Raw genomic sequence first — 21,104 nt, 5'->3', positions numbered from 1 at the left:
CTTATCAAAGAGGAATATATGAAAACTCAAGCGGTTAGGTTATATGGTAAAAATGATTTACGATTAGAGTCGTTTGAACTTCCACAAATAAATGATGATGAAATTCTAGTTTCGGTAATTGTAGATAGCATGTGCATGTCTTCATTGAAATTAGTCAATCAAGGAGAAGATCATAAAAAAACACCACCTGATTTAGTCAATAATCCTATCATCATTGGTCACGAATGCTGTGGTGAAATTTTAGAAGTTGGAAAAAATTGGCAGCACAAATTTAAAGCGGGAAAAAAATATGTAGTACAAGCGAATCTACAACTTAAGGATAGTCCTTATTGTGTCGGTTATTCTTATCCATACACAGGAGGATGCGCTACTTATATGATCATTAATCATGATGTATTAAAACAAGATTGTTTAATTCCCTATGATGGTAACACCTACTTTGAGGGTGCTTTAATTGAACCTTTATCCTGTGTTATTGGCGCATTTAATGCTAATTATCATTTAAAACCTAATAGTTACCAACATGTTATGGGCATAAAACACGGTGGGGATCTGTTAATTTTAGGTGGAACAGGCCCGATGGGGATGTTGGCAATTGATTATGCTCTAGGGGGACCAATAAAACCTAAAAAAGTGGTTGTCACAGGACGGAGTAAAGAAAAAATAGCTCATCTTAAAACGTTGTATCCTCCTCGTAATGGTATTGAACTTGAATTTGTTGATATATCAAATGTTGATGACCAATTAGAATCATTAAAAAGCCTTTCGACCAAAGGTAGTTTTGATGATGTTTTTGTTTTTTTACCTTCACAAGAATTAATTCATTTAGCATCAAAATTATTAGCTTTTGACGGTTGTCTTAACTTTTTTGCAGGTCCGCAGAATAAAGATTTTTTAGCTGAAATTAACTTTTATGATGTCCATTATAACTTTACCCACATTGTTGGAACATCTGGTGGAAATACCGACGATATGCGTGAGGCAGTCAAACTTATTGAAGCTGGAGCTGTTGATGTAGCTAAAATTGTTTCACATATTCTGGGGATCAACCAAGCTAGTAAAATCACTCAAATGCAAGATAAAATTAAAGGTGGTAAAAAATTAGTTTATACCCATAAGCAATTTGACATTAAAAATATAGAATCATTAACTGATAGTAAAGACGATATTACATTGAAACAAATACTTATTAAAAATCATGGGATTTGGTCAAAAGAAGCCGAAGATTTTATATTAAATTATTTTCCTGATATTGAACCTTAATTTTTGATATACTCTACTAGCATCAAGATGTCATCATGCTGAAAATAAATGACTTCTTGATGTTATTAAATAGACTAATATTTTTAAAACAATAGATAATAAGATAACGCTACGATGATAAATCACAATTTTAGCAATAACGATTTTGAGCAACATAAAATGTTAATTAAAATTGCACAGCTGTATTATGAAGAAAATAAAACGCAGTCAGAGATAGCAAAAATAGTTCATATACATAGGTCGAGCATAAGCCGAATGCTAAAAACAATACGTGAATTAGGCCTCGTCTCTATTTCAATTAATTATGATTTATTACCCAATATCGCCTTAGAAGAAAAAATTTGTAGTCAATTTAATTTAAAACAAGTTATTGTTGTGCCTGTTAACCCCAATTTAGATAATGATACGAAAAATCAAATTGTGTGTAATGTAACATCTAGTGTATTACTTAAAAATATTCACGATAACGATGTTATTGGTATATCTTGGGGACGCTCAATTAATTATATTGTTGATAGTTTAAAAAATGATAATAATACGTTTGGCAATATAACCATTGTACCAATGATTGGTGGACCTTCTGGAAAAATTGAAACAAAATATCATGTTAATAATATTGCCTATAAATTATCCAACAAACTGAAAAGTAAATCGATATTAATTGATTACCCAGCCATTGTCGACACATCTAAATTGAAAGCTGAAATTGAAAAAACTCAGCACATGAAAGAGTTAAAAGATTGGTGGAATAAGATAACAGTAGCATTGTTTAGTATAGGTTGTCCCGCCATATCCAAAAGTTCAATTTGGTACGGTTTTTATGGAGAACTATTCCAAACAATTACCAATAAAAAAATTGTGGGCGATATCTTATCTCGATTCTATGATAAAAATGGAGCTGAATTAGATACACCATTCTCTAATCAAATTATTGGCGTCACCTTAGATAAACTAAAACAAATCCCACTTAAAATTTGTGCTAGTGGTGATCCCGAAAAACTTAATAGCTTAGTTGCAGCATTAAATGCAAATTATATTGATATATTAGTCATTAGTGATGAGTTAGCTAATCAACTAATTGACTAATTTTCAAACCAAAATAATAAAAAAGAGTCTTAATTAATGACAATACTATTTTTAATATTTAATATCAAAAAAATCTAAATAATATCAAGCATTAAAATTTTTGAATTTCGTTGATAATTATAAAGTTGCTTTTTTTTAATTGGCAAATCATCTACCTCTGCTGGATTGAATCCTTTTTCCCTAAACCAGTGAATACTGCGAGTAGTGAGAACAAATATTTTTTCTAATCCTAACTGGGTTGCTTTTTCAGTTAACTTTTCAATTAATACGTTTCCCCGAGACGAGCTACGATAGTCTGGGTGAATAGCTACACAGGCCATTTCGCCCATTTTTTCTTCAGGATAAGGGTAAAGTGCAGCACAACCTATTGTCATGTTATCACGTTCAATAATGGTAAATTTATCAATCTCCATTTCTAATTGTTCACGAGATCGTTTAACCAATACACCTTGTTCTTCCAGTGGACGAATAAGTTCTAAAATCCCACCAATATCGTTAATCGTTGCCGAACGAACCTTCTCTGAATGCTCCATTGCAACTTGCGTTCCAATTCCATCGCGCGAAAATAATTCTTGTAAAATCGAACCATCAATCAAATAACTTACCAAGTGGCTTCGTCTAACTCCACTTCGGCATGCTTTCGATGCTGCGCGTAAAAACCGTGCTTCACTGGATAAATGTTTGCCTTGCTGTTCTTTTTGATTAACATAATTATCTGCATCAACTGGATAAAGGTCAGTAATAACACGACCTTCTTCATCTAAAACCCCTTGTTCTGCACAAAAGCTGATTAATTTATCCGCTTTTAAGCGAATGGCAACTTCAGCTGCGACATCCTCAGATGCTAAATTAAAACTTTCTCCAGTAACCGAAACACCAACTGGGCCTAATAACACAATAGAGCCGCGATCTAACTGTTCTGCTATCGCCTCGTTATTGATTCGTCGGATTTTACCTGTATGACAATAATCAACGCCATCATCTACACCCAATGGTTGGGCAATTACAAAATTACCACTGACAACACTTATATGAGCACCTTGTAATGGGGTATTATTTAAACTCATTGATAAACTTGCGGTAATATTAAGTTGTAATGATCCTGTAACTTGTTTAATGATGTCTAGCGTCACTGCATCAGTGATGCGCGTATTTTTATGATATTTCGGCACAATATGATATTTTTTTAAAGATTCATCGATCTGATTACGAGCACCATTGACAATAACAAGTTTAATACCAAGACTATAGAGTAAACCAATATCACTGATGATACTTGAATAATTATTACTTTTTAACACCGCACCTGTGAGCAAAATCACAAATGTTTTCCCATGATGAGCATTAATATAAGGTACTGAGTGTCTTAATCCATCAACTAATTCAGTTGTACGTTCTTGCATTTTTACAACCACCTTAAAATGAATATTTATTCAAATTAAATGTAATTTTATTTATTTTTGATTTAATAGCAAGCTATATTTTAAGGTTCTATCAACAATCTAAATATTCACTATTTATAAAAGATAAAATTGAAAATCGATAAGTATCTGATTGAAAAACGACCAATTAACCCAGCATTAAATGGTTAATTAAAAAGATTAAGTTAAAATTTTAAAAACCGTTAGTATGAAAAAAAGCATGCCATATTGGCATGCCCCATAACATTAAACTTTAGATCAATAAATTATATTTTTGTTAAATCAATGACCTTCTTAAAACGATAAAAAACAATTGATCCAAGTAATACACTTGATACTGCAATAAAAAAGTCTATTAAAATAGCATAACTGACATTGATCATAGCTAATTTTGGCACTATACGCGGAATGACAACAAACGATAGTCCACTAAATGTATACATACAACCAACGGCCAGACCTTTACGAGTTGGGAACAGTTGTTGCATTACAACCAAAGTCAACTGTAACACGCCGCCTGCAGCAGTAAATCCTACGCCAATTGCAGCAATGACACACATGACTGGTGAAATATTGAAATAAAACACAATTAATACTAAGGCAGACAAAGCCGGCAGAATAATAATACAAAATATTGGTTTTAAGAAACGTTTAACCACAAATGCTGTAACAAATACCGAGATAATGGATGCGGTGCTATAATAGCTGATCAGTTGGTTTGCATCGATATCGCTCATATTAACACCTTTAATAGCGATAGTCGGTAACCACTGTAAAATAATGACAAATGTTGCTGTTGTAGTAAATCCCATGACAATCAGTAAAATACCTTCAAATTCAAATCGAGGATTACCTGTAAAATAGTTTACTGAACCTTCACAACCTTTGATTGTCGTATCTTTATGTGGGAATTGTTGAGGTAATAATAATAAACTGTTAATGATTAAATAAGCAGTAAAACCAAGAAACGCCCAACCATACCATATTTTGTTGGTATCAAAAAAAGTAACAATAAAAGGTAGAACTAGCGTTCCGATGGAAATGAAGGCTTTTATAAGAACACTTGCAGAGCTCGCAGCTCCAGGAAAGCATTCAGTCAATGCAGGCATAGAGCCTGTATCTAAAAAAGAATTCCCCGCCCCCACGGCAATCGCTAAACAAAAAGCTATATGAATGTTGGTACAAAAAATTATTCCTACAAAAAAGATAGCGTAACAAATCATACCTAGATAAATAAATAACTTTCTACCAAATTTATCTGATAGCACCCCACCAACGAACATTAAAAATATTTTGCCAATTCCTATGCCAGATGCAACATAACCAAGCCCAACTATATCAGTATTTAGTTGCTTTGAAAGCGCTTGAGAAAATTGCATAATCACAATTAGCGCAATACTTTGAATAATATAGTTTGCATAAATAGATCCGACAATTCCATAAGAATTGATCTTTCGATTTTCCATTTGTCATACTCCATATGTAAAACATAAAACTTTAGTTCTATTCAATATATATGTATCAATATTAAGCAGAAAGAGTAAATCTAGATTTGTTACTTAACTTTTATCTTCTTTACTTCTAAAAATAGCAAAAATCTGACAGAAAATTAAAGTTATATAGAATTCTTATTATAATTTTATTGTTGTCTATTACCAATAAAAATACCACTGTTTAAGTGGTATCTGTTATAAAAGGTTAAATTAACTTCCTAGCATCTCAAGCATTTTAGCTAGAATCAAGCTTTCATCTTGATCAACATTCACTATATGGTGTGCTGCATCATGATATAAAGGCAATCTTTCAGTTAATACTTTTTCTATTTCATCAGCAATAGATAAGCCCGTTAACGATGGTCTTTGAGCAACATTCGGATCTTTCATTAAACGAGCAGCTAGTGTTGCCGCTGGAGCAGATAAAAAGATAACTGTGCCATTTTGTTTCATAAAATGGCGGTTATGCTCAGCTAATACCATTCCTCCACCAGTGGCAACGACGCGATTTGGTTTAGTTGTATCAACAAGCACTTGGCTTTCTCTTGATCTAAATCCTTCCCAACCTTCTTTTTCAACAATTTCAGCTACCGTTTTTTGAGTAGTTTCAAGTAAATAGCTGTCGGTATCAATAAAAGAAAACGATAGCTTATTCGCTAACATTTTTCCCATTGTTGTTTTACCTGCTGCCCTTGCACCAACTAAAAAAATTGTTTTATTCATATTGGGTTCTGTCCTTTTTTCTTTACAGAATATGTTACCATGCTAGTGATTTACTCTCGTTTTTGCAATATATTTTTATATATTATTTAATAAATTAAAAAAATAATGTTTAATGAACTCTAACATCACTTTTAAAAACATTACCGTAAATATTTTTTTACAAAAATCGTAAAAATATTAAATAGTGCTAAAATCTTGCAGATAAAACCAATTAACACAGTTTTTCTAGACCACGAAAATAGAGCTCTGTCGCTATCGATTGATGTAATCGCCACTGAATAATATCAAGGTTAATATTTACCTTTTTAAACTCTTCGTATGTCATAAAATAACGAATAGTATTACTGCCAACTCGATCATTGATACTATTGATGATGATATTTATTTTTTCGATTCGAAGTTTCTTTAGATCTTGCATTGCTGTTACAACAAATTCTGGAATCGGTTTTGTCCCATTTTCCCAATCATGCCATGTATTAACATCTGTTTTACCAATATATTCACTGGCTTCTGACACTTTTAACATAAAGAAACGACGATATGCTTGCAACTCTAAATTAGTCATAAATGCTCCTTATTATGATGCTCTTAAACTATCTAATTGATATGTTAACTTTGTTTAGACCAATTAAATAACATACAAATTTGGCAATCACAAAGCAATTATATAAATAACGGAAAACATGACTAATTCCAATTAACTAGCCATATTTACCATTTGGGCAACTATTTTTTATTCAAAGCATCAATTACAGCCTGTTTTGCGCGCTCAGAAAGATTTTTCCCTGTCCAAATTTTAAATTGAGCATTTGCCTGGCCAATAAACATTTCACGTCCTGAAATTGACTCCCAACCAGCTTGTTCAGCTTCTTGTCTAAAACGCGTATTGTATGGAGTATAAACAATATCATAAGCCACACCTTTACCTTTAAACCAAGCTTGTTTATAAGGTGTTTGATCTTCAAATTTACCCGTCATGCCTAATGGTGTTGAGTTAATAATAATTTGAGCTTCAACTTTACTACGGTCTTCCCATTTAATAGTTTTAAGATTGAATTCATTAGCTAACATATTAGGTAAATCATCTACAATATCTGTTACTGTAATATCGGTATAACCAAGTTCCTGTAACCCAACAACAGCTGCACGTGCAGCTCCCCCTGCACCAAGTAATAATACTTTTTTATAATCTGCAGGTAGTTTTTTTGTTTTAAGCGGTTCCATAAATCCAACAATATCAGTATTATCACCACAAAGTTTATCTCCATTCCAATAAACTAAATTAGCCGCTCCCGCTTTCTTTACATGATCGGTTACTTCATCTAAATAAGGAATAACTGTTTGTTTATGTGGAATGGTGACACATAAGCCTCGAATGTTTAATAACCTTATGGATTTAAATAAAGTTGCAATATCTTCCGGAGGTGTAGCAAAAGGAACTAAAATTGCAGGAATTCCATTGTCTTGAAATGATGTAGTATGAATAAGAGGGCTCATACTATGTCCTAAAGGATAACCGATAATGCCGTATATACTATATGGCGTAAACTGTTCCATATAACCTCCTTAAAAATTAGAAAATTAAACCTAAAATGGATAAAATCGATAAATCATAGTATTAAAACATATTTATTATAAAATTAAACCGTTTTTGTATTTAATCTACATAATCAAAATTAGAAAGTTATCGTTTAATAGTAACAGACATCTATTTGTTAATATTCATTTGGACAATAAACTTATTTTACGCTTAAATAAGATAATGCTTGAGAATTTGCGTATAACAGCGTATACTTCGCTACCTCATTATTGTGGGTGTAGTGTGAGAGGTTAGACTGCTTCTCAGATAGAACTGCAGCAAACTAAAAGCCTGACGAGGTTAATTCCATTAACATATTACGCCCAAGGCTTAAGCATTGAAATTTCGGAGAATTATTGACATGTCACGAGTATGCCAAGTAACAGGAAAAGGTCCTTTAGTAGGAAATAATCGTTCTCATGCGATGAATGCTACTAAACGTCGTTTTCTACCAAACCTTCAAACTCACCGTTTCTGGATTGAGAGTGAAAAACGTTTTGTAAAATTGCGTGTATCTGCTAAAGGTATGCGTACTATCGATAAAAAGGGTATTGATGCAGTTTTAGCTGAACTTCGTGCCCGTGGTGAAAAGTACTAATAAGGAAACCATATCATGGCAAAAGGTGTACGCGAAAAAATTAGATTAGTTTCTTCTGCTGGTACAGGTCATTTTTATACCACTAGCAAAAACAAAAGAACTATGCCTGAAAAAATGGAGATCAAAAAATACGATCCTGTAGTTCGTCAACATGTAGTTTATAAAGAAGCTAAGATTAAATAGTTTTAATAAATAATAAAAACCCAGCAATGCTGGGTTTTTTTATATCTTTTTAAAATTGATGTTGCTCATTGATTAACTACTTAAGAAATAAAAAAGCTTCAGTTTTTACCTGAAGCTGAAATAAGCAAACAATGATTTTATTTTAAATATTGTTGCTCATATGATCTTGCTTTTTTATCGTCAAAGACATGCTCCCAGCGTGCAATAACAATTGCAGCTAATGCATTACCTACTACATTAACTACCGTTCTTCCCATGTCTAAGATTCGTTCAACACCCATAATATAGCCAATACCTTCAAGAGGTATACCGACACTACCAAGTGTTGCCGATAAAACTAAAATTGAAGCACCAGGAACGCCAGCAATCCCTTTAGATGCTATCATTAATGTGATAACAATAATAATTTGATCCAAAATTGTTAGATCGATGCTAAATAGCTGCGCTAAAAAGATAACAGTTATGCTTTGATAAAGTGTCGATCCATCAAGATTAAATGAATAGCCCGTAGGAATAACAAAGCTAGTTATTGATTTTGGAGCACCATAAGCTTCCATCTTTTCAATAATCTTCGGTAGTGCTGTTTCAGAACTCGCCGTTGAAAATGCAATTACCAACTCTTCTTTTAAAATTCTCAACAATGTAAAAATATTAAAGTGACAAAGTTTACAAACAAGACCAAGTATCACTAATGTGAAAATAATCATTGCCGAATACACTGTTAAAATTAATTTAAATAAAGGCAGTAAGGATTCAAAACCATATTTAGCAACAGTTACCGTAATAAGTGAAAAAACACCAATTGGTGCATAACGCATAATCATGTTAGTTACTTTAAACATGGTATCTGAAATTACTTTTAAGAAGAAAAGAAATGGTTCACGCTGTTTATCTTGTAAAGACATTAGCCCTAAACCAAAAAAAACACAGAAAAAGATAACCGGTAAAATTGCACCATCAGCCATTGCTTTAAAAATATTTGCAGGAATCATATCAAGAATCATAACAATCAAACCATGTGGTTTTCCGTTCAATTCCTCAGCTGCTTTGGCATATTTACTAACATCAGTGGTTGCAAGAGTAGATGAATCAATTCCTGCTCCCGGTGAAAAAATATTTCCCCAGCAAATACCTAACAAAATAGCAATAGTTGTAATAATCTCAAAATAAAGTATTGTTTTAAATCCTAATGTACCTAATCGTTTTGAACCGCCAATACCTGCAATACCTAGTGTTAATGTACTAAGTATAATAGGTAGTACAATCATTTTAATTAAACGAATAAAGATATCACCCGCTGGTTGAAAGATATTGACTATCGAAAACTGATAGTAAGAATGTAAAGGATGAGATGGGACAGAAAGCTCAAATAAATAGGCCCCCATCGCAATACCTAAAACCAAAGCAATTAAAATTTGCCATGCAAGATTTGTTAATATTTTTTTTATAAAAAACGACATCTAATACTATTCCTTTTCGATATTATTCTAAATAAAAAAAGGATTAGTTATATTAACTAATCCTTTTTAATAATTAAAAGTTATTCTTCGGCCCCCGGCGCCAAATCACTCCGCTCTTCACACTGTGATAATAATTCGGATTCATTATCGTCCTCTGTTTCAGCGATTCGCTGTAGTCCCACTACTTTTTCAGTTTCCGCTGTTCGAATAAGCATAACCCCTTGAGTATTACGGCCTACAATACTGACTTCTGCAACTCGAGTACGAACAAGTGTTCCTGCATTTGTAATTAACATGATTTCATCTGTTTCATCAACTTGAACTGCCCCAACCACAGCTCCATTACGCTCACTTACTTTGATAGAAATAACACCTTTAGTTGCACGTGATTTCGTTGGGTACAACTCTTGCTCTGTACGTTTACCATAACCGTTTTGGGTTGCAGTTAAGATTGCGCCATTTCCACGAGGTACTATCAGAGACACCACTTTGTCATCACTCTCAAGTTTTATGCCTCGAACACCTGCAGCAGTTCGCCCCATACAACGAACTTTATTCGCTGGGAATCGAACAACTTTACCATTGGCTGAGAATAACATAATATCTTCAGTAGTTGAGAGTTGTGAAACTTCATCATCTTCAGTATCAATATCTTCTATCACGCTATCATCATTCATTTCTTCATCATCAGTCATAGCTGAAGGATCATTACTAGTTAAATCAACACCAATCAATTCATCATCGTCACGCAAATTAATCGCAATAATTCCACCACTTCGAGGACGGCTGAATTCAATTAAAGAAGTTTTCTTAACTGTACCTTGTGCGGTAGCCATGAATACACAATGTTCATTATCAAATTCTCTAACTGGTAAAATTGCAGTAATACGTTCGTTTTCTTCCAGAGGTAATAAGTTTATTATTGGGCGACCACGAGAACCACGGCTTGCTTCAGGTAATTGATAAACCTTCATCCAATATAATCGACCACGACTAGAGAAACAGAGAATCGTATCATGGGTATTAGCAACTAATAATTTTTCAACAAAGTCTTCTTCTTTAATTTTAGTTGCAGATTTACCTTTACCACCACGACGTTGAGCCTCATAATCTGAAATCGGTTGATATTTTACATAACCTTGATGCGAAAGAGTAACAACGACATCTTCTTGGGCAATGAGATCTTCAATATTAATATCTGCACTACTTGCTGTAATTTCGGTCCGTCTAGCATCTTGGAACTGGTCACGAATGGCTTCGAGTTCTTCTCGAATCACTTCCATTAAACGCTCTGAACTTGCTAAAATATGCAATAACTCACCGATTTGAACTAATAAATCTTTATATTCATCAAGAATTTTCTCATGTTCAAGTCCTGTTAGACGATGTAAGCGAAGATCTAAAATCGCTTGAGCTTGTGCATCTGATAGGTAATAGTGTCCCTCATGAATACCAAATTCTGGCGCTAAATCTTCTGGTCTAGCAGCATCATTACCTGCTTTTTCCAACATCGATGCAACGTTTCCAAGTTGCCAAGCTTGAGCCAGTAATTTAGTTTTTGCCTCACTTGGCGTTGCAGCTGCACGAATTAATTCAATAACTGGATCAATATTAGCGAGTGCAATTGCCAAACCTTCTAACACGTGAGCGCGCTCACGTGCTTTACGTAGTTCATAAATAGTTCGACGCGTAACTACTTCACGACGATGAAGTACAAAAGCTTCAATCATTTCACGCAAGTTTAACAGTTTGGGTTGACCTTTATGTAAAGCCACCATATTGATACCAAATGAAACTTGCAATTGAGTCAACGAAAAAAGATTATTTAAAACAACTTCACCAACCGCATCACGCTTTATTTCAATAACGATACGCATACCATCTTTATCAGATTCATCGCGTAATGCCGAAATACCTTCTATTTTTTTATCTTTGACCAATTCAGCTATTTTCTCGATCAATTTTTTCTTGTTAACTTGATACGGAATTTCATTAACAATGATCGTTTCTCTTCCTGAATGGTCATCAACTTCGATAGTTGCTTTAGAACGAATATAGATAATACCACGACCAGTACGATAAGCATTTTCAATGCCTTTTCGGCCATTAATCAATGCTGCCGTTGGAAAGTCTGGCCCATGGATATATTCCATTAAACCATCAACCGAAATATTTTCGTCTTCAATAAAAGCCAAGCAGCCATTAATAACTTCAGATAAATTGTGAGGAGGGATGTTAGTCGCCATACCAACAGCAATCCCTGATGCTCCATTAATTAATAAGTTAGGAATTCGTGTTGGTAACACATCTGGAATCATTTCTGAACCATCGTAGTTAGGAGAAAAATCAACCGTTTCTTTATCAAGATCCGTTAATAATGCTCCTGCAAACTTTTGCATCCGAATTTCTGTATAACGCATTGCAGCAGCTGAATCACCATCAACAGAACCGAAGTTACCTTGACCGTCAACTAACATATAGCGCAATGAAAATGGTTGGGCCATACGTACAATTGTGTCATAAACCGCCGAGTCACCATGTGGATGGTATTTACCGATTACATCCCCAACAACACGAGCAGACTTTCGATAAGGTTTATTCCAATCATATCCCGCTTCATGCATAGCAAATAAAACTCGCCTGTGAACAGGTTTTAAACCATCACGGACATCAGGTAAAGCACGTCCAACAATGACAGACATTGCATAATCAAGATAAGAGGATTTTAACTCATCTTCAATGTTAACGGGGGTTATTTCTTTGGCTAGTTCGGTCATAACACCATGTTCTCTTATTAATTTAACTCATCAAAATAGTACATAATTATAGCATGAAAATCGCTATTAATGCAGAACTAAACTGTTTTTATTTCAACTTATTCGCTATGAATAAACAACGTATTTTCAATTAATTGGCATAAGCAATTTAAAATCATGGCGTGCATTTCGTAAGCCATAACTTTTTTATAAGATGGTACTCTTATTTCAATATCATTTTGCCCAAGTAAACCAATCACTTCACCACCATCAAAAGCAGTTAATGCAACGATTTTCATGTCCTTAATTACAGCTTCTTGAACAGCACGAATAATGGCTCGACTATTTCCTTGGCAAGTCGCTATAATTAAAACATCACTTTGTTGACCTAATGCTTGAATTTGACGAGCATAAATTTCTTCATGATTAGCTATAGCACTTAATAAAACATTATCCGAGACTAAAGCTATTGCTGGAATGCTTGGTCTTTCGATATTAATACTGGTGATTAAACGTGAAGTAAAGCTTTGTACATTAGCAGCGGATGAACCATTACCACAGCTCATAATCTTATTGCCGTTAAGTAAACTCTCAACAATAATATTTGCTGCTTTTTCAATAGAGGAACCGAGCGATTCAGCCATCACAATTTGAGTTTGAATACTTTCAGTAAAATAATTTTTAATTAAATCTTGCACGCTTTTCACCTAAAATTAAAATGCATTAATAATCCACTTTTGGCTTTTACCTGTAATAGCAAAAATATCAAATCTAAACTCTGTATTCTCAATATTTAAATTTTGCTCTATCATCCATAGTTGAGCAGCATGCTTGATTTTATTTTGTTTATTTAATGTCACGGTCATTTCAGCATCACCAAAATTTGCATTTTTTCGATAACGCACTTCAATAAAAACAAGGCACTTGTTATCTAACATAATTAAATCGAGTTCACCAATGCGAAATTGGATATTATGAGCAAGAAGTATAAGCCCATGTTTAAGTAGATATTGGCAAGCAATATTTTCATAATACTCACCGATTTGTTTTTTATTCGCTTTTTGAATCAGATTTAACTTCACCATAAGTATATTGTTGCCAAGAAAGCGAGCGAGTCACTTCACATTGATTACTTGTTGATAGTTTCCCTGTCATACCATCTAAAAAGTTAACTTGATATGAATTAAGCTGATTAAACCGATTGGCGAGTCTCCACGCATCAATTCCCATTGCATACAAACGCATTAATGAATAGTCTTTCAGAATATCGCTAGGTATGTTTGTATTCACATTATCCTTTTGCTCCATAATCATAGGAATTTCTGCATATTCAGTTTTATTCATATCATAATTAAAATCTTTAGAAGAACTGGCTATATGACTTTTTGAGCTTGTATAAAGCATAACTTCTGATGAATTGCCAATAGTTTTATTTGCCCCCATATCAAGCATTGGTTTTATCAATGTTAATTCATCATATGAAGAATAAACATAAATAGCATCAAATCCCGCAGATATTTCCACTGGGGGCGTATCATTAATCAAGATAGGATTACCGGTAAGAGTAATACCTATATTACGATTCATATTGGCACTTAATGTTTGAATGTTGCCAAAATATTGCACGTAAGCTTGTGAATTATTCGCCGATAGTTGCGACCACTGCTCTGCAAAACTTTGTGCAACACGTTGTCCTAAGTCAGTTTGCGGCACTAATAATAACGGTTTTACTCTATTTTGAGAATAAATATGGTTTGCCGCATCTTTTGCTTCATCTTCAGGAGATAATGCAAAGAAACACATTTTATTAACAGAAGTAGTCTCATTATCAACTTTATTTAAGGCTAAAATAGGAATAGCAGGAGCTAGCTCTTTTATTTTAGTCACTTCATTTTTTAATAAAGGTCCTACAATTAATTCAACATTATTTTCTTGAGCTTGTTGAATTAAAATATCCATGGATGCACTAGTTGTATCAAGTACCATCACATTTTGTTGTGGTTCTTGTGGAAAAAATTTTATAGCATTGATATAACCTTGCCGAATAGTTTCACCAAATATACGTGAAGAACCATTTAATGGTAACAATAATGCAACTTTTTTTGCATTAGCATCAACAGAAAGAGTTTGTTCACCCGTTAATATGGAAAGAATTTCCTTAGCAGGGTGATCTGGATATTGTATAGCCCAATTGTTGATGGCTTGTTTTAATAGTTGTTTTTGATTTTGAGATTTTGCAACAATTGATTCTGGAGTATCATCATCTTGCGAAACGAGTACTTTGTTATTGCTTTGGTAAGCGTAAGTTAAATCAACCCACCCTTGTAATGTAATTTCATTTTCATTTACTAAAACTTTACGAAGTTCTTCTAATTTTAATTTACGAAAGAAATCCCATGTATTATTTAATAATTGTTTTTTTCCAGCTTCTGCTACATATTTTTCTAATTGAAGATAATCATGAGCTTGGGCATTAATATCTTTACTGTTTGCATCTAAACCTAATTTTATAACGTAATAACGATATAACTGGGAATTAGTCAACTTTTCCAGAGCTAACTGATTAAGATCAAACGGTTTCCTTTTTTTTACGGCAATTTCACCTTCTGATAATAACTTTTCTTTTTGCTGCTCAGTATTAAGATTAAGAGGCAGATTTGATAATAATTCACTGGCTTGCGAAAATTTATTTTCTTTTATCAAAGCGCGAATACCTAATAATTGCCAATTAACTTTAGTAGAACCAGTGCTATTATCTGCTTGAGATAAATAATAATTAGAGTTTTGATGCTCATCAAAGTTAAGGGATTTCTTTGACATTTCTAAAGCACATCCCACCAAAAATACAAACAATGGCATTATTAACATAGCACAAAAAGAGCGTTTTAAATTCATACCTTTTCTCTTGTAAGTTGTTATCCCCAAATTCGTTGTACATGAACGGTCACTTCTTCTCGATCATGATAAAGCTGTTTAGCCTGAATTTGTACATTAATTTTTTTATTATTTAGTTCGTCGTTTAGCAAGTGTAAACTTTGTTTTACTTCTTCATAACGCTTTTTCATTGGTAATTTGAGATTAAAAATAGTCTCTCTACACCAACCGTTAACCAGCCATTTAGCTATTAATTCAGTTACTTTAGTTGGTTTTTCAACCATATCGCAAACCAGCCAATAAATATTATGCTTTTTAGGCATAAATTTAAAGCCATCTTCTCTGTAATGTTTAACTTGTCCTGTTTCCATCAATTTTTCATTCATCGGACCATTATCAATGGCATAAACCATCATATTTCTTTTAACAAGTTGATAAGTCCATCCTCCAGGGCAAGCCCCCAAGTCAACCGCATTCAAACCACCTTTTAATCGTTCATCCCATTCTTCATAAGGAATAAAAATATGAAAAGCTTCTTCTAATTTTAACGTAGAACGGCTTGGTGCATCGGTTGGAAATTTTAGCCTTGGAATCCCCATATAAAAAGGTGAATTATTTTGACTCAGTGAATAACCGACATAACAACTATTACTATTAATAAAAAATAAGTGAATAACGGGTCTTGAGGGGTTTTCAGCTTTTAATAAAATACGTTTACTTCGTAATGCCTGACGAAGAGGTACCGTAAATTTACGACAAAATCCTGAAAGCGCTTTGCCTTCATTTGTATCAGCAACTTCAACGCGTAAATCTCCTGCTTTATCAATACATCCAGATAATGCATCAATAATAGGAGAAATACGATCATTTGTTGGTAAATCAACTAATAAATCACCAGACAAAAATATTTGTCGCGCAAAAATGAGAGTTCTGAAAGCCAAATCCTTTATTAATAATTGTGCATCGCCATCTTGATAGCATTCAAAAACAATATAACCACTGTTTTCTTTTACTTTAACAAAACCATATATTTGTTTTTGTGCAGATCTATCTGTAATTTCTGCCGCACACTCTTTTTCAAACCCAGAACGACAATATAAAATAATCTTATTTAATTTTTGCATATTGCAATTTTTTACTCTTTTAACAGATATTATAAAAAAACAACCATATTAGTCAGATTGAACATTATCAGAATATAAAGGGGCATCCCCTTTTGGGCGCGTTTTGAATCGACGATGTAACCACATATATTGTTCAGGTGCTTTTAAAATTTCCTGTTCAATGATTTTATTCATGAATGTTGCTGCTAACACATCATCTTCAACAGGAAACTCTTCAACCCTAGGAGAAATATATACAATATAGCGGCCATTTTTTTCTCGTTTAGGCGTAAATGGAATAATCGCAGGCAAACCTAACTTAACTAATATACGTGTACCAACTGTTGTCGCAGCTTTTTCAACTGAAAAAAGTGGAGCAAAAACGCTATTTTTAGGTCCATAATCATGGTCTGGTGCATACCAAAGTAATTCACCATTTTTTAATGCACGGATCATACCTTTTGTATTATGACGCTCCAGCATATATTTGTTTGATTTCAAACGGCCTTTAAGCTGAACATAATCCATAACAGGATTATCATTTGGTCGATATACGCCAACACCAGGATGACTAATCCCCAGAATACGGGCACCCAATTCTAAGGTTAAAAAATGAATACCAATAAGTAACACACCCTGACCCGATTGTTGCACCTTTGTTATATAATCGTCACCAACAATGGAGGTGTGTCTGGATAGACGTTTATCAGACCAAAACCAAGCCATACCGGTTTCAAAAATAGCTATCCCAGTAGAAATAAAATTTTCACGCAACATCTGATCACGTTCTTGCTGTGGCTTTTCGGGGAAGCAAAGTTTAAGATTTTGTCTTGCAGTCTCTTTACGTTTACCAATTAATTTCATTGACAGTAACCCTAATGCTTTACCTAATTGGTAAATAATCGGATATGGTAATAAAACAATTAAATACAAAATGCTAATCCCAAGCCACGTTAACCAGTAACGAGGATGTAATAAGCGTTTAGTAAAAATAGGGCGAATTTCTTGATTTTGACTCATATTAAGATCAAGTTATTGTTAATCATAAAGTCAATTATTATATACTATATCTTAATTTTAGGGGCAGAAAAATAAACAAAGCTTGACTACATAACATCAGCATTGCTTAGCTAACTTTATGATAAATTTTATATTTAAAGCTCATCATAGCTAATAATTAGAAAGATTAGCTATGATCTTTTATTAACAACTCACTGTTTTAATGAAATATGTTGCTTTATGAACTTAAAAATCAAACAGCTACGGGGGCTTTTATTGCTGGATGTGGATCATAACCAACGATGTCAAAATCCTCAAACTCATAATCAAAAATTGTTGGAGGTTTACGTTTAATCACTAATTTGGGTAATGCTCTTGGCTCACGACTTAGTTGTAAGTGGGTTTGTTCCATATGATTAGAGTAAAGATGTGTATCTCCCCCAGTCCAAATAAAATCACCTACTTGCAATTCACACTGCTGTGCAATCATGTGAACTAGTAATGAATAGCTAGCAATATTAAATGGTAGTCCTAAAAATACATCACAAGAACGCTGATAAAGCTGACAAGACAGTTTACCATTTGCAACATAAAATTGAAAAAAAGCATGACATGGAGCTAAGGCCATTTGATCTAATTCCCCAACATTCCAAGCAGAAATAATCATGCGTCTAGAATCAGGATCAATTTTAATTTGTTCAATTAATCGTGAAATTTGATCTATTTGGTGACCATCAGCTGTGCCCCATGCTCGCCATTGTTTACCATAAATAGGGCCTAAATCACCATTAACATCAGCCCATTCATCCCAAATCGTGACGTTGTTGTCTTTTAAATACTTGATATTCGTATCACCTTTTAAAAACCAAAGCAACTCATGGATAATTGAACGTAAATGACATTTTTTAGTTGTAACAAGAGGAAAGCCTTCTTGCAAATTAAATCGCATTTGATGACCAAAAATAGATAACGTACCTGTGCCAGTTCGATCCGATTTAAGCGTACCTTCATCTAAAATTTTTTGCATTAACGCTAAATATTGTTTCATCGTGCTTTTGCCTTCTTGTCAAATCTATACGCAAATAAAAAAATTAAAATACCACCAATAATCATCGGTAAACATAAAATTTGCCCCATACTGATAATATTTAAAAATAAACCTAGTTGTTCGTCAGGTTGTCTAAAAAACTCTATAACAAATCTAAATAAACCGTAGCAAAGTAAAAATAGCCCAGATACAGCACCTGTAGGCCTTGGTTTTAGAATAAAGATATTTAATATAACAAATAGTATTATTCCTTCAAACGTCATTTCATAAAGTTGTGACGGATGTCTTGGTAAAATACCATTTAATTGAGAGTAAAGTGAAAACCATTCAGGATGAGACTGAACAAACATAAAATCAGCATGCGATGATGTTGGAAATAGCATACCAATAGACGAATGAGTAACTCTGCCCCAAAGTTCTCCATTAATAAAATTACCAAATCGCCCAAACATTAAGCCTATCGGGACAAGAGGAGCAACAAAATCACCTACTTGCATAAAAGTTTTCTTTGTCTTCTTAGCAAAAATAGCAATAACACAAATAGCACCAATCAAACCGCCATGGAAAGACATACCTCCTTCCCAAACTTTAAATAATATTACAGGATCTTTAGTAAAAACATCAAAGTTATAGAAAAAGACGTAGCCTAATCTACCTCCAATAAATAGCCCCAAAAATCCCCAAAATAATAAATTTTCAACTTCTTGTGACGTCCATTTACTATTTGGTTTATTTGCTCGGCGCTTAGCTAAGTAAAGAGCACCCAAGACGCCAAATAAATACATTGCTCCATACCAATGGAGTGATATAGGACCAATAGAGAAAGCTATCGGATCAAAATCAGGAAATTGCAAATATTGATTCATTTTTTAATACGCTTTTTATTTTTTCGTTTATGTACAAAGAAATTAAATTTTTTCTTTTTAGGAATACTAATAATTGGTGCATCTAATTCAGTCTGTATAGCAAAAACAGAGGAAGAAAATTCTTTCATTGCTTTTCTATAGACATCTCTTTTAAAAGCAATAACCTGCCGAATAGGATACCAATAATTAACCCATTTCCAATCATCAAATTCAGGAGTAGAACAAGCATTGAGATTAACTACCGATGGATCAGATATTAATTCTAATAAGAACCATTTTTGCTTTTGTCCAATACAAACAGGTTGATTTTCCCAACGGATCATCCTTTTAGGTAACCTATATCGTAACCAACCATTAGTAACGGATAAAATTTTCACATCTTTTGATAATAAACCAACTTCTTCATTTAATTCGCGAAACATTGCCTGCTCAGGCGTTTCGTTTTGTTTTATTCCGCCCTGAGGAAACTGCCAAGAATTTTGCCCATAACGACGAGCCCAAAGTACTTGACCATACCTGTTACAAATAACTATTCCTACGTTTGGACGGTAGCCATCATTATCGATCACTGACTACCTCAAGAAATCTATTTTTATATAGTTAAATTGTTTCATACATGGAGCAATAAATAAATAAAAAAATGAGTTAATTGAGTAAATATGTTTTCTTATATAGGTTATTTTTTTATAATTGCAACAATATTAATTATAACAAATATTATTTCAATAGCTAAACTATCTAAAGAGCCTATCCACAAGCTATAAATAACCCATAAAAAAACTGTATAACAACATAAGCAATCGCATCTTTTGTTGCTGTAAACGAAACAGTTCAATAGTCACCAATGTACTACCTATAATTGAAAGGTAATGAATAAATTGCATCCAATCAGGTGTAGTAAGAAAATACCCACATTAAAGCAATAAAAGAAAACATTACAAACATATTTTTATGTGTAAGCAGAAATAATATTTCTAAATATATTCCCAATATTCGGTATTGCTGCAGGATATGATTCTGGACCTAATAAATAAAAGTGAAGAGACATAATAAGATTAACAATGGCCAATTGCCATATAAAAGAATTGTCATTATGTTGCAAAAAAAAAACACTAATATCTACAAAATAATCTAACATACCAATTAATTGTGGAATTGTCGTATATTTTTTAACAAAATATGCACTAACAGATTCATATAAAATTTCAGACTATCCATCGTTAACTCCTTAGACAAATAGATCTAAATAATTTTTCGGATCATTTAGTTAGATTATTCATCCTTAAATAATATGAACTAACACAAAAGCAAAAAAGCCCAGCAACACTGCTGGGCTCTCTCTAATTTAAAAGTCTGGCGGCACCCTACTCTCACATGGGTAATACCCACACTACCATCGGCACTACGGCGTTTCACTTCTGAGTTCGGCATGGGGTCAGGTGGGACCACCGCGCTATTACCGCCAGACATATCCTGTCTTCTCTTCTCAATTGGTGTCCATTATCTCATATCAGCACCAATCGCTCAATCCGGAACAAACTGTTATTTCAACTTTTATACTAGCTCTCTTCTTCATCAAAACTTCTGCGTAATCCAAAACAACTCCGAGTTGTAAGGTTAAGACTCTCGGTTCATTAGTATCAGTTAGCTCA

The 21,104-nt window shown here is 33.4% G+C and carries 21 protein-coding genes, 1 rRNA gene and 1 pseudogene; 4 read left to right on the top strand and 19 right to left on the bottom strand.

All coding sequences use genetic code 11. The features are described 5' to 3' along the window. The first annotated feature begins 18 nt into the window (after positions 1–18). Positions 19–1,263, top strand: coding sequence for a zinc-binding dehydrogenase (locus GA0061081_RS10120; protein WP_091350619.1), 1,245 nt, complete (start codon positions 19–21; stop codon positions 1,261–1,263). Between the two features lie 255 nt (positions 1,264–1,518). Then, positions 1,519–2,349, top strand: a complete 831-nt coding sequence (locus tag GA0061081_RS10115) for a sugar-binding transcriptional regulator (protein ID WP_238786109.1) — start codon at positions 1,519–1,521, stop codon at positions 2,347–2,349. A gap of 74 nt (positions 2,350–2,423) precedes the next feature. On the opposite strand, the gene argA is transcribed toward GA0061081_RS10115, so the two are convergent. The 5 genes from argA to aroE form a co-directional block, all read right to left on the bottom strand. Next, entirely contained in the window at positions 2,424–3,752 is a 1,329-nt protein-coding gene (gene argA, locus GA0061081_RS10110) for an amino-acid N-acetyltransferase (protein ID WP_091350617.1), read from the bottom strand. Between the two features lie 284 nt (positions 3,753–4,036). Next, the gene (locus GA0061081_RS10105) at positions 4,037–5,236 is read right to left on the bottom strand and encodes an MFS transporter (protein WP_091350616.1); all 1,200 of its coding nucleotides are present in this window, start codon (positions 5,234–5,236) and stop codon (positions 4,037–4,039) included. 237 nt (positions 5,237–5,473) lie between these two features. Then, positions 5,474–5,986 carry a shikimate kinase AroL gene (gene aroL, locus GA0061081_RS10100; RefSeq protein ID WP_091350615.1) on the bottom strand — a complete coding sequence of 171 codons (513 nt, stop codon included), beginning with the start codon at positions 5,984–5,986 and terminating at the stop codon, positions 5,474–5,476. A gap of 211 nt (positions 5,987–6,197) precedes the next feature. Further along, positions 6,198–6,551, bottom strand: a complete 354-nt coding sequence (locus GA0061081_RS10095) for an Aca2/YdiL-like domain-containing protein (protein WP_091350614.1) — start codon at positions 6,549–6,551, stop codon at positions 6,198–6,200. A gap of 161 nt (positions 6,552–6,712) precedes the next feature. Further along, complete coding sequence (gene aroE, locus GA0061081_RS10090) at positions 6,713–7,543, bottom strand: shikimate dehydrogenase (protein ID WP_091350612.1); 831 nt, start codon at positions 7,541–7,543, stop codon at positions 6,713–6,715. 383 nt (positions 7,544–7,926) lie between these two features. On the opposite strand from aroE, the gene rpmB reads away from it, so the two are divergent. Both rpmB and rpmG read left to right on the top strand, forming a co-directional pair. Next, a complete protein-coding gene (rpmB, locus tag GA0061081_RS10085) occupies positions 7,927–8,163 on the top strand; it encodes a 50S ribosomal protein L28 (RefSeq protein ID WP_034884345.1) in 237 nt (78 codons plus the stop codon). Between the two features lie 15 nt (positions 8,164–8,178). Continuing rightward, positions 8,179–8,346, top strand: a complete 168-nt coding sequence (gene rpmG / locus GA0061081_RS10080; RefSeq protein WP_034884348.1) for a 50S ribosomal protein L33 — start codon at positions 8,179–8,181, stop codon at positions 8,344–8,346. A gap of 137 nt (positions 8,347–8,483) precedes the next feature. On the opposite strand, the gene gltP is transcribed toward rpmG, so the two are convergent. The 14 genes and pseudogenes from gltP to rrf form a co-directional block, all read right to left on the bottom strand. Further along, positions 8,484–9,794, bottom strand: coding sequence for a glutamate/aspartate:proton symporter GltP (gene gltP / locus GA0061081_RS10075; RefSeq protein WP_174787365.1), 1,311 nt, complete (start codon positions 9,792–9,794; stop codon positions 8,484–8,486). 92 nt (positions 9,795–9,886) lie between these two features. Further along, positions 9,887–12,583: a DNA topoisomerase (ATP-hydrolyzing) subunit A gene (gyrA, locus tag GA0061081_RS10070; protein ID WP_091350608.1), complete on the bottom strand. Its 2,697-nt coding sequence runs from the start codon at positions 12,581–12,583 to the stop codon at positions 9,887–9,889. A gap of 98 nt (positions 12,584–12,681) precedes the next feature. Next, positions 12,682–13,260, bottom strand: a complete 579-nt coding sequence (locus GA0061081_RS10065) for an SIS domain-containing protein (protein ID WP_091350606.1) — start codon at positions 13,258–13,260, stop codon at positions 12,682–12,684. 15 nt (positions 13,261–13,275) lie between these two features. Next, positions 13,276–13,647 carry a YraN family protein gene (locus tag GA0061081_RS10060; protein ID WP_091350604.1) on the bottom strand — a complete coding sequence of 124 codons (372 nt, stop codon included), beginning with the start codon at positions 13,645–13,647 and terminating at the stop codon, positions 13,276–13,278. Then, complete coding sequence (locus tag GA0061081_RS10055) at positions 13,613–15,382, bottom strand: penicillin-binding protein activator (RefSeq protein WP_167349349.1); 1,770 nt, start codon at positions 15,380–15,382, stop codon at positions 13,613–13,615. Before GA0061081_RS10055 ends, GA0061081_RS10060 begins: the two co-directional genes overlap by 35 nt. A 95-nt stretch (positions 15,383–15,477) precedes the next feature. Beyond that, a complete protein-coding gene (gene rlmM / locus GA0061081_RS10050; protein WP_091350599.1) occupies positions 15,478–16,560 on the bottom strand; it encodes a 23S rRNA (cytidine(2498)-2'-O)-methyltransferase RlmM in 1,083 nt (360 codons plus the stop codon). Positions 16,561–16,608: 48 nt separating this feature from the next. Then, positions 16,609–17,559, bottom strand: a complete 951-nt coding sequence (gene lpxL / locus GA0061081_RS10045) for an LpxL/LpxP family Kdo(2)-lipid IV(A) lauroyl/palmitoleoyl acyltransferase (protein WP_091350596.1) — start codon at positions 17,557–17,559, stop codon at positions 16,609–16,611. Between the two features lie 232 nt (positions 17,560–17,791). Then, a complete protein-coding gene (gene thyA / locus GA0061081_RS10040; RefSeq protein ID WP_091350593.1) occupies positions 17,792–18,586 on the bottom strand; it encodes a thymidylate synthase in 795 nt (264 codons plus the stop codon). Next, a complete protein-coding gene (lgt, locus tag GA0061081_RS10035) occupies positions 18,583–19,452 on the bottom strand; it encodes a prolipoprotein diacylglyceryl transferase (protein ID WP_091350590.1) in 870 nt (289 codons plus the stop codon). Before lgt ends, thyA begins: the two co-directional genes overlap by 4 nt. After that, positions 19,449–20,021: an RNA pyrophosphohydrolase gene (gene rppH, locus GA0061081_RS10030; protein ID WP_091350588.1), complete on the bottom strand. Its 573-nt coding sequence runs from the start codon at positions 20,019–20,021 to the stop codon at positions 19,449–19,451. The genes lgt and rppH overlap by 4 nt, the downstream gene beginning before the upstream one ends. Positions 20,022–20,128: 107 nt before the next feature. Continuing rightward, on the bottom strand, positions 20,129–20,287 hold the full coding sequence (locus tag GA0061081_RS11390) for a YgjV family protein (RefSeq protein WP_091350586.1): 159 nt from the start codon (positions 20,285–20,287) through the stop codon (positions 20,129–20,131). Between the two features lie 4 nt (positions 20,288–20,291). After that, positions 20,292–20,345, bottom strand: a pseudogene (locus tag GA0061081_RS11385) (hypothetical protein); the annotation flags it as partial. A gap of 56 nt (positions 20,346–20,401) precedes the next feature. After that, positions 20,402–20,596: a YgjV family protein gene (locus GA0061081_RS11380; RefSeq protein WP_425337796.1), complete on the bottom strand. Its 195-nt coding sequence runs from the start codon at positions 20,594–20,596 to the stop codon at positions 20,402–20,404. A gap of 207 nt (positions 20,597–20,803) precedes the next feature. Next, positions 20,804–20,919, bottom strand: a 5S ribosomal RNA gene (gene rrf, locus GA0061081_RS10010). Between the last annotated feature and the right edge of the window lie 185 nt (positions 20,920–21,104).

Origin of the sequence: Gilliamella bombicola (assembly GCF_900094945.1) — a bacterium.
In the GTDB taxonomy this organism is placed as follows: Bacteria; Pseudomonadota; Gammaproteobacteria; order Enterobacterales; family Orbaceae; genus Gilliamella; species Gilliamella bombicola.
The sequence above is the reverse complement of the archived record's forward strand: the minus strand, read 5'-3'. Positions and strand labels throughout refer to the sequence as shown.

Bases quoted from the DNA above. Each gene is read 5' to 3' on its own strand.
- GA0061081_RS10120 (WP_091350619.1), top strand. From the start codon at position 19: ATGAAAACTCAAGCGGTTAGGTTATATGGTAAAAATGATTTACGATTA.
- GA0061081_RS10115 (WP_238786109.1), top strand. From the start codon at position 1,519: ATGCTAAAAACAATACGTGAATTAGGCCTCGTCTCTATTTCAATTAAT.
- argA (WP_091350617.1), bottom strand. From the start codon at position 3,752: ATGCAAGAACGTACAACTGAATTAGTTGATGGATTAAGACACTCAGTA.
- GA0061081_RS10105 (WP_091350616.1), bottom strand. From the start codon at position 5,236: ATGGAAAATCGAAAGATCAATTCTTATGGAATTGTCGGATCTATTTAT.
- aroL (WP_091350615.1), bottom strand. From the start codon at position 5,986: ATGAATAAAACAATTTTTTTAGTTGGTGCAAGGGCAGCAGGTAAAACA.
- GA0061081_RS10095 (WP_091350614.1), bottom strand. From the start codon at position 6,551: ATGACTAATTTAGAGTTGCAAGCATATCGTCGTTTCTTTATGTTAAAA.
- aroE (WP_091350612.1), bottom strand. From the start codon at position 7,543: ATGGAACAGTTTACGCCATATAGTATATACGGCATTATCGGTTATCCT.
- rpmB (WP_034884345.1), top strand. From the start codon at position 7,927: ATGTCACGAGTATGCCAAGTAACAGGAAAAGGTCCTTTAGTAGGAAAT.
- rpmG (WP_034884348.1), top strand. From the start codon at position 8,179: ATGGCAAAAGGTGTACGCGAAAAAATTAGATTAGTTTCTTCTGCTGGT.
- gyrA (WP_091350608.1), bottom strand. From the start codon at position 12,583: ATGACCGAACTAGCCAAAGAAATAACCCCCGTTAACATTGAAGATGAG.
- GA0061081_RS10060 (WP_091350604.1), bottom strand. From the start codon at position 13,647: ATGGTGAAGTTAAATCTGATTCAAAAAGCGAATAAAAAACAAATCGGT.
- GA0061081_RS10055 (WP_167349349.1), bottom strand. From the start codon at position 15,382: ATGTCAAAGAAATCCCTTAACTTTGATGAGCATCAAAACTCTAATTAT.
- rlmM (WP_091350599.1), bottom strand. From the start codon at position 16,560: ATGCAAAAATTAAATAAGATTATTTTATATTGTCGTTCTGGGTTTGAA.
- lpxL (WP_091350596.1), bottom strand. From the start codon at position 17,559: ATGAGTCAAAATCAAGAAATTCGCCCTATTTTTACTAAACGCTTATTA.
- thyA (WP_091350593.1), bottom strand. From the start codon at position 18,586: ATGAAACAATATTTAGCGTTAATGCAAAAAATTTTAGATGAAGGTACG.
- lgt (WP_091350590.1), bottom strand. From the start codon at position 19,452: ATGAATCAATATTTGCAATTTCCTGATTTTGATCCGATAGCTTTCTCT.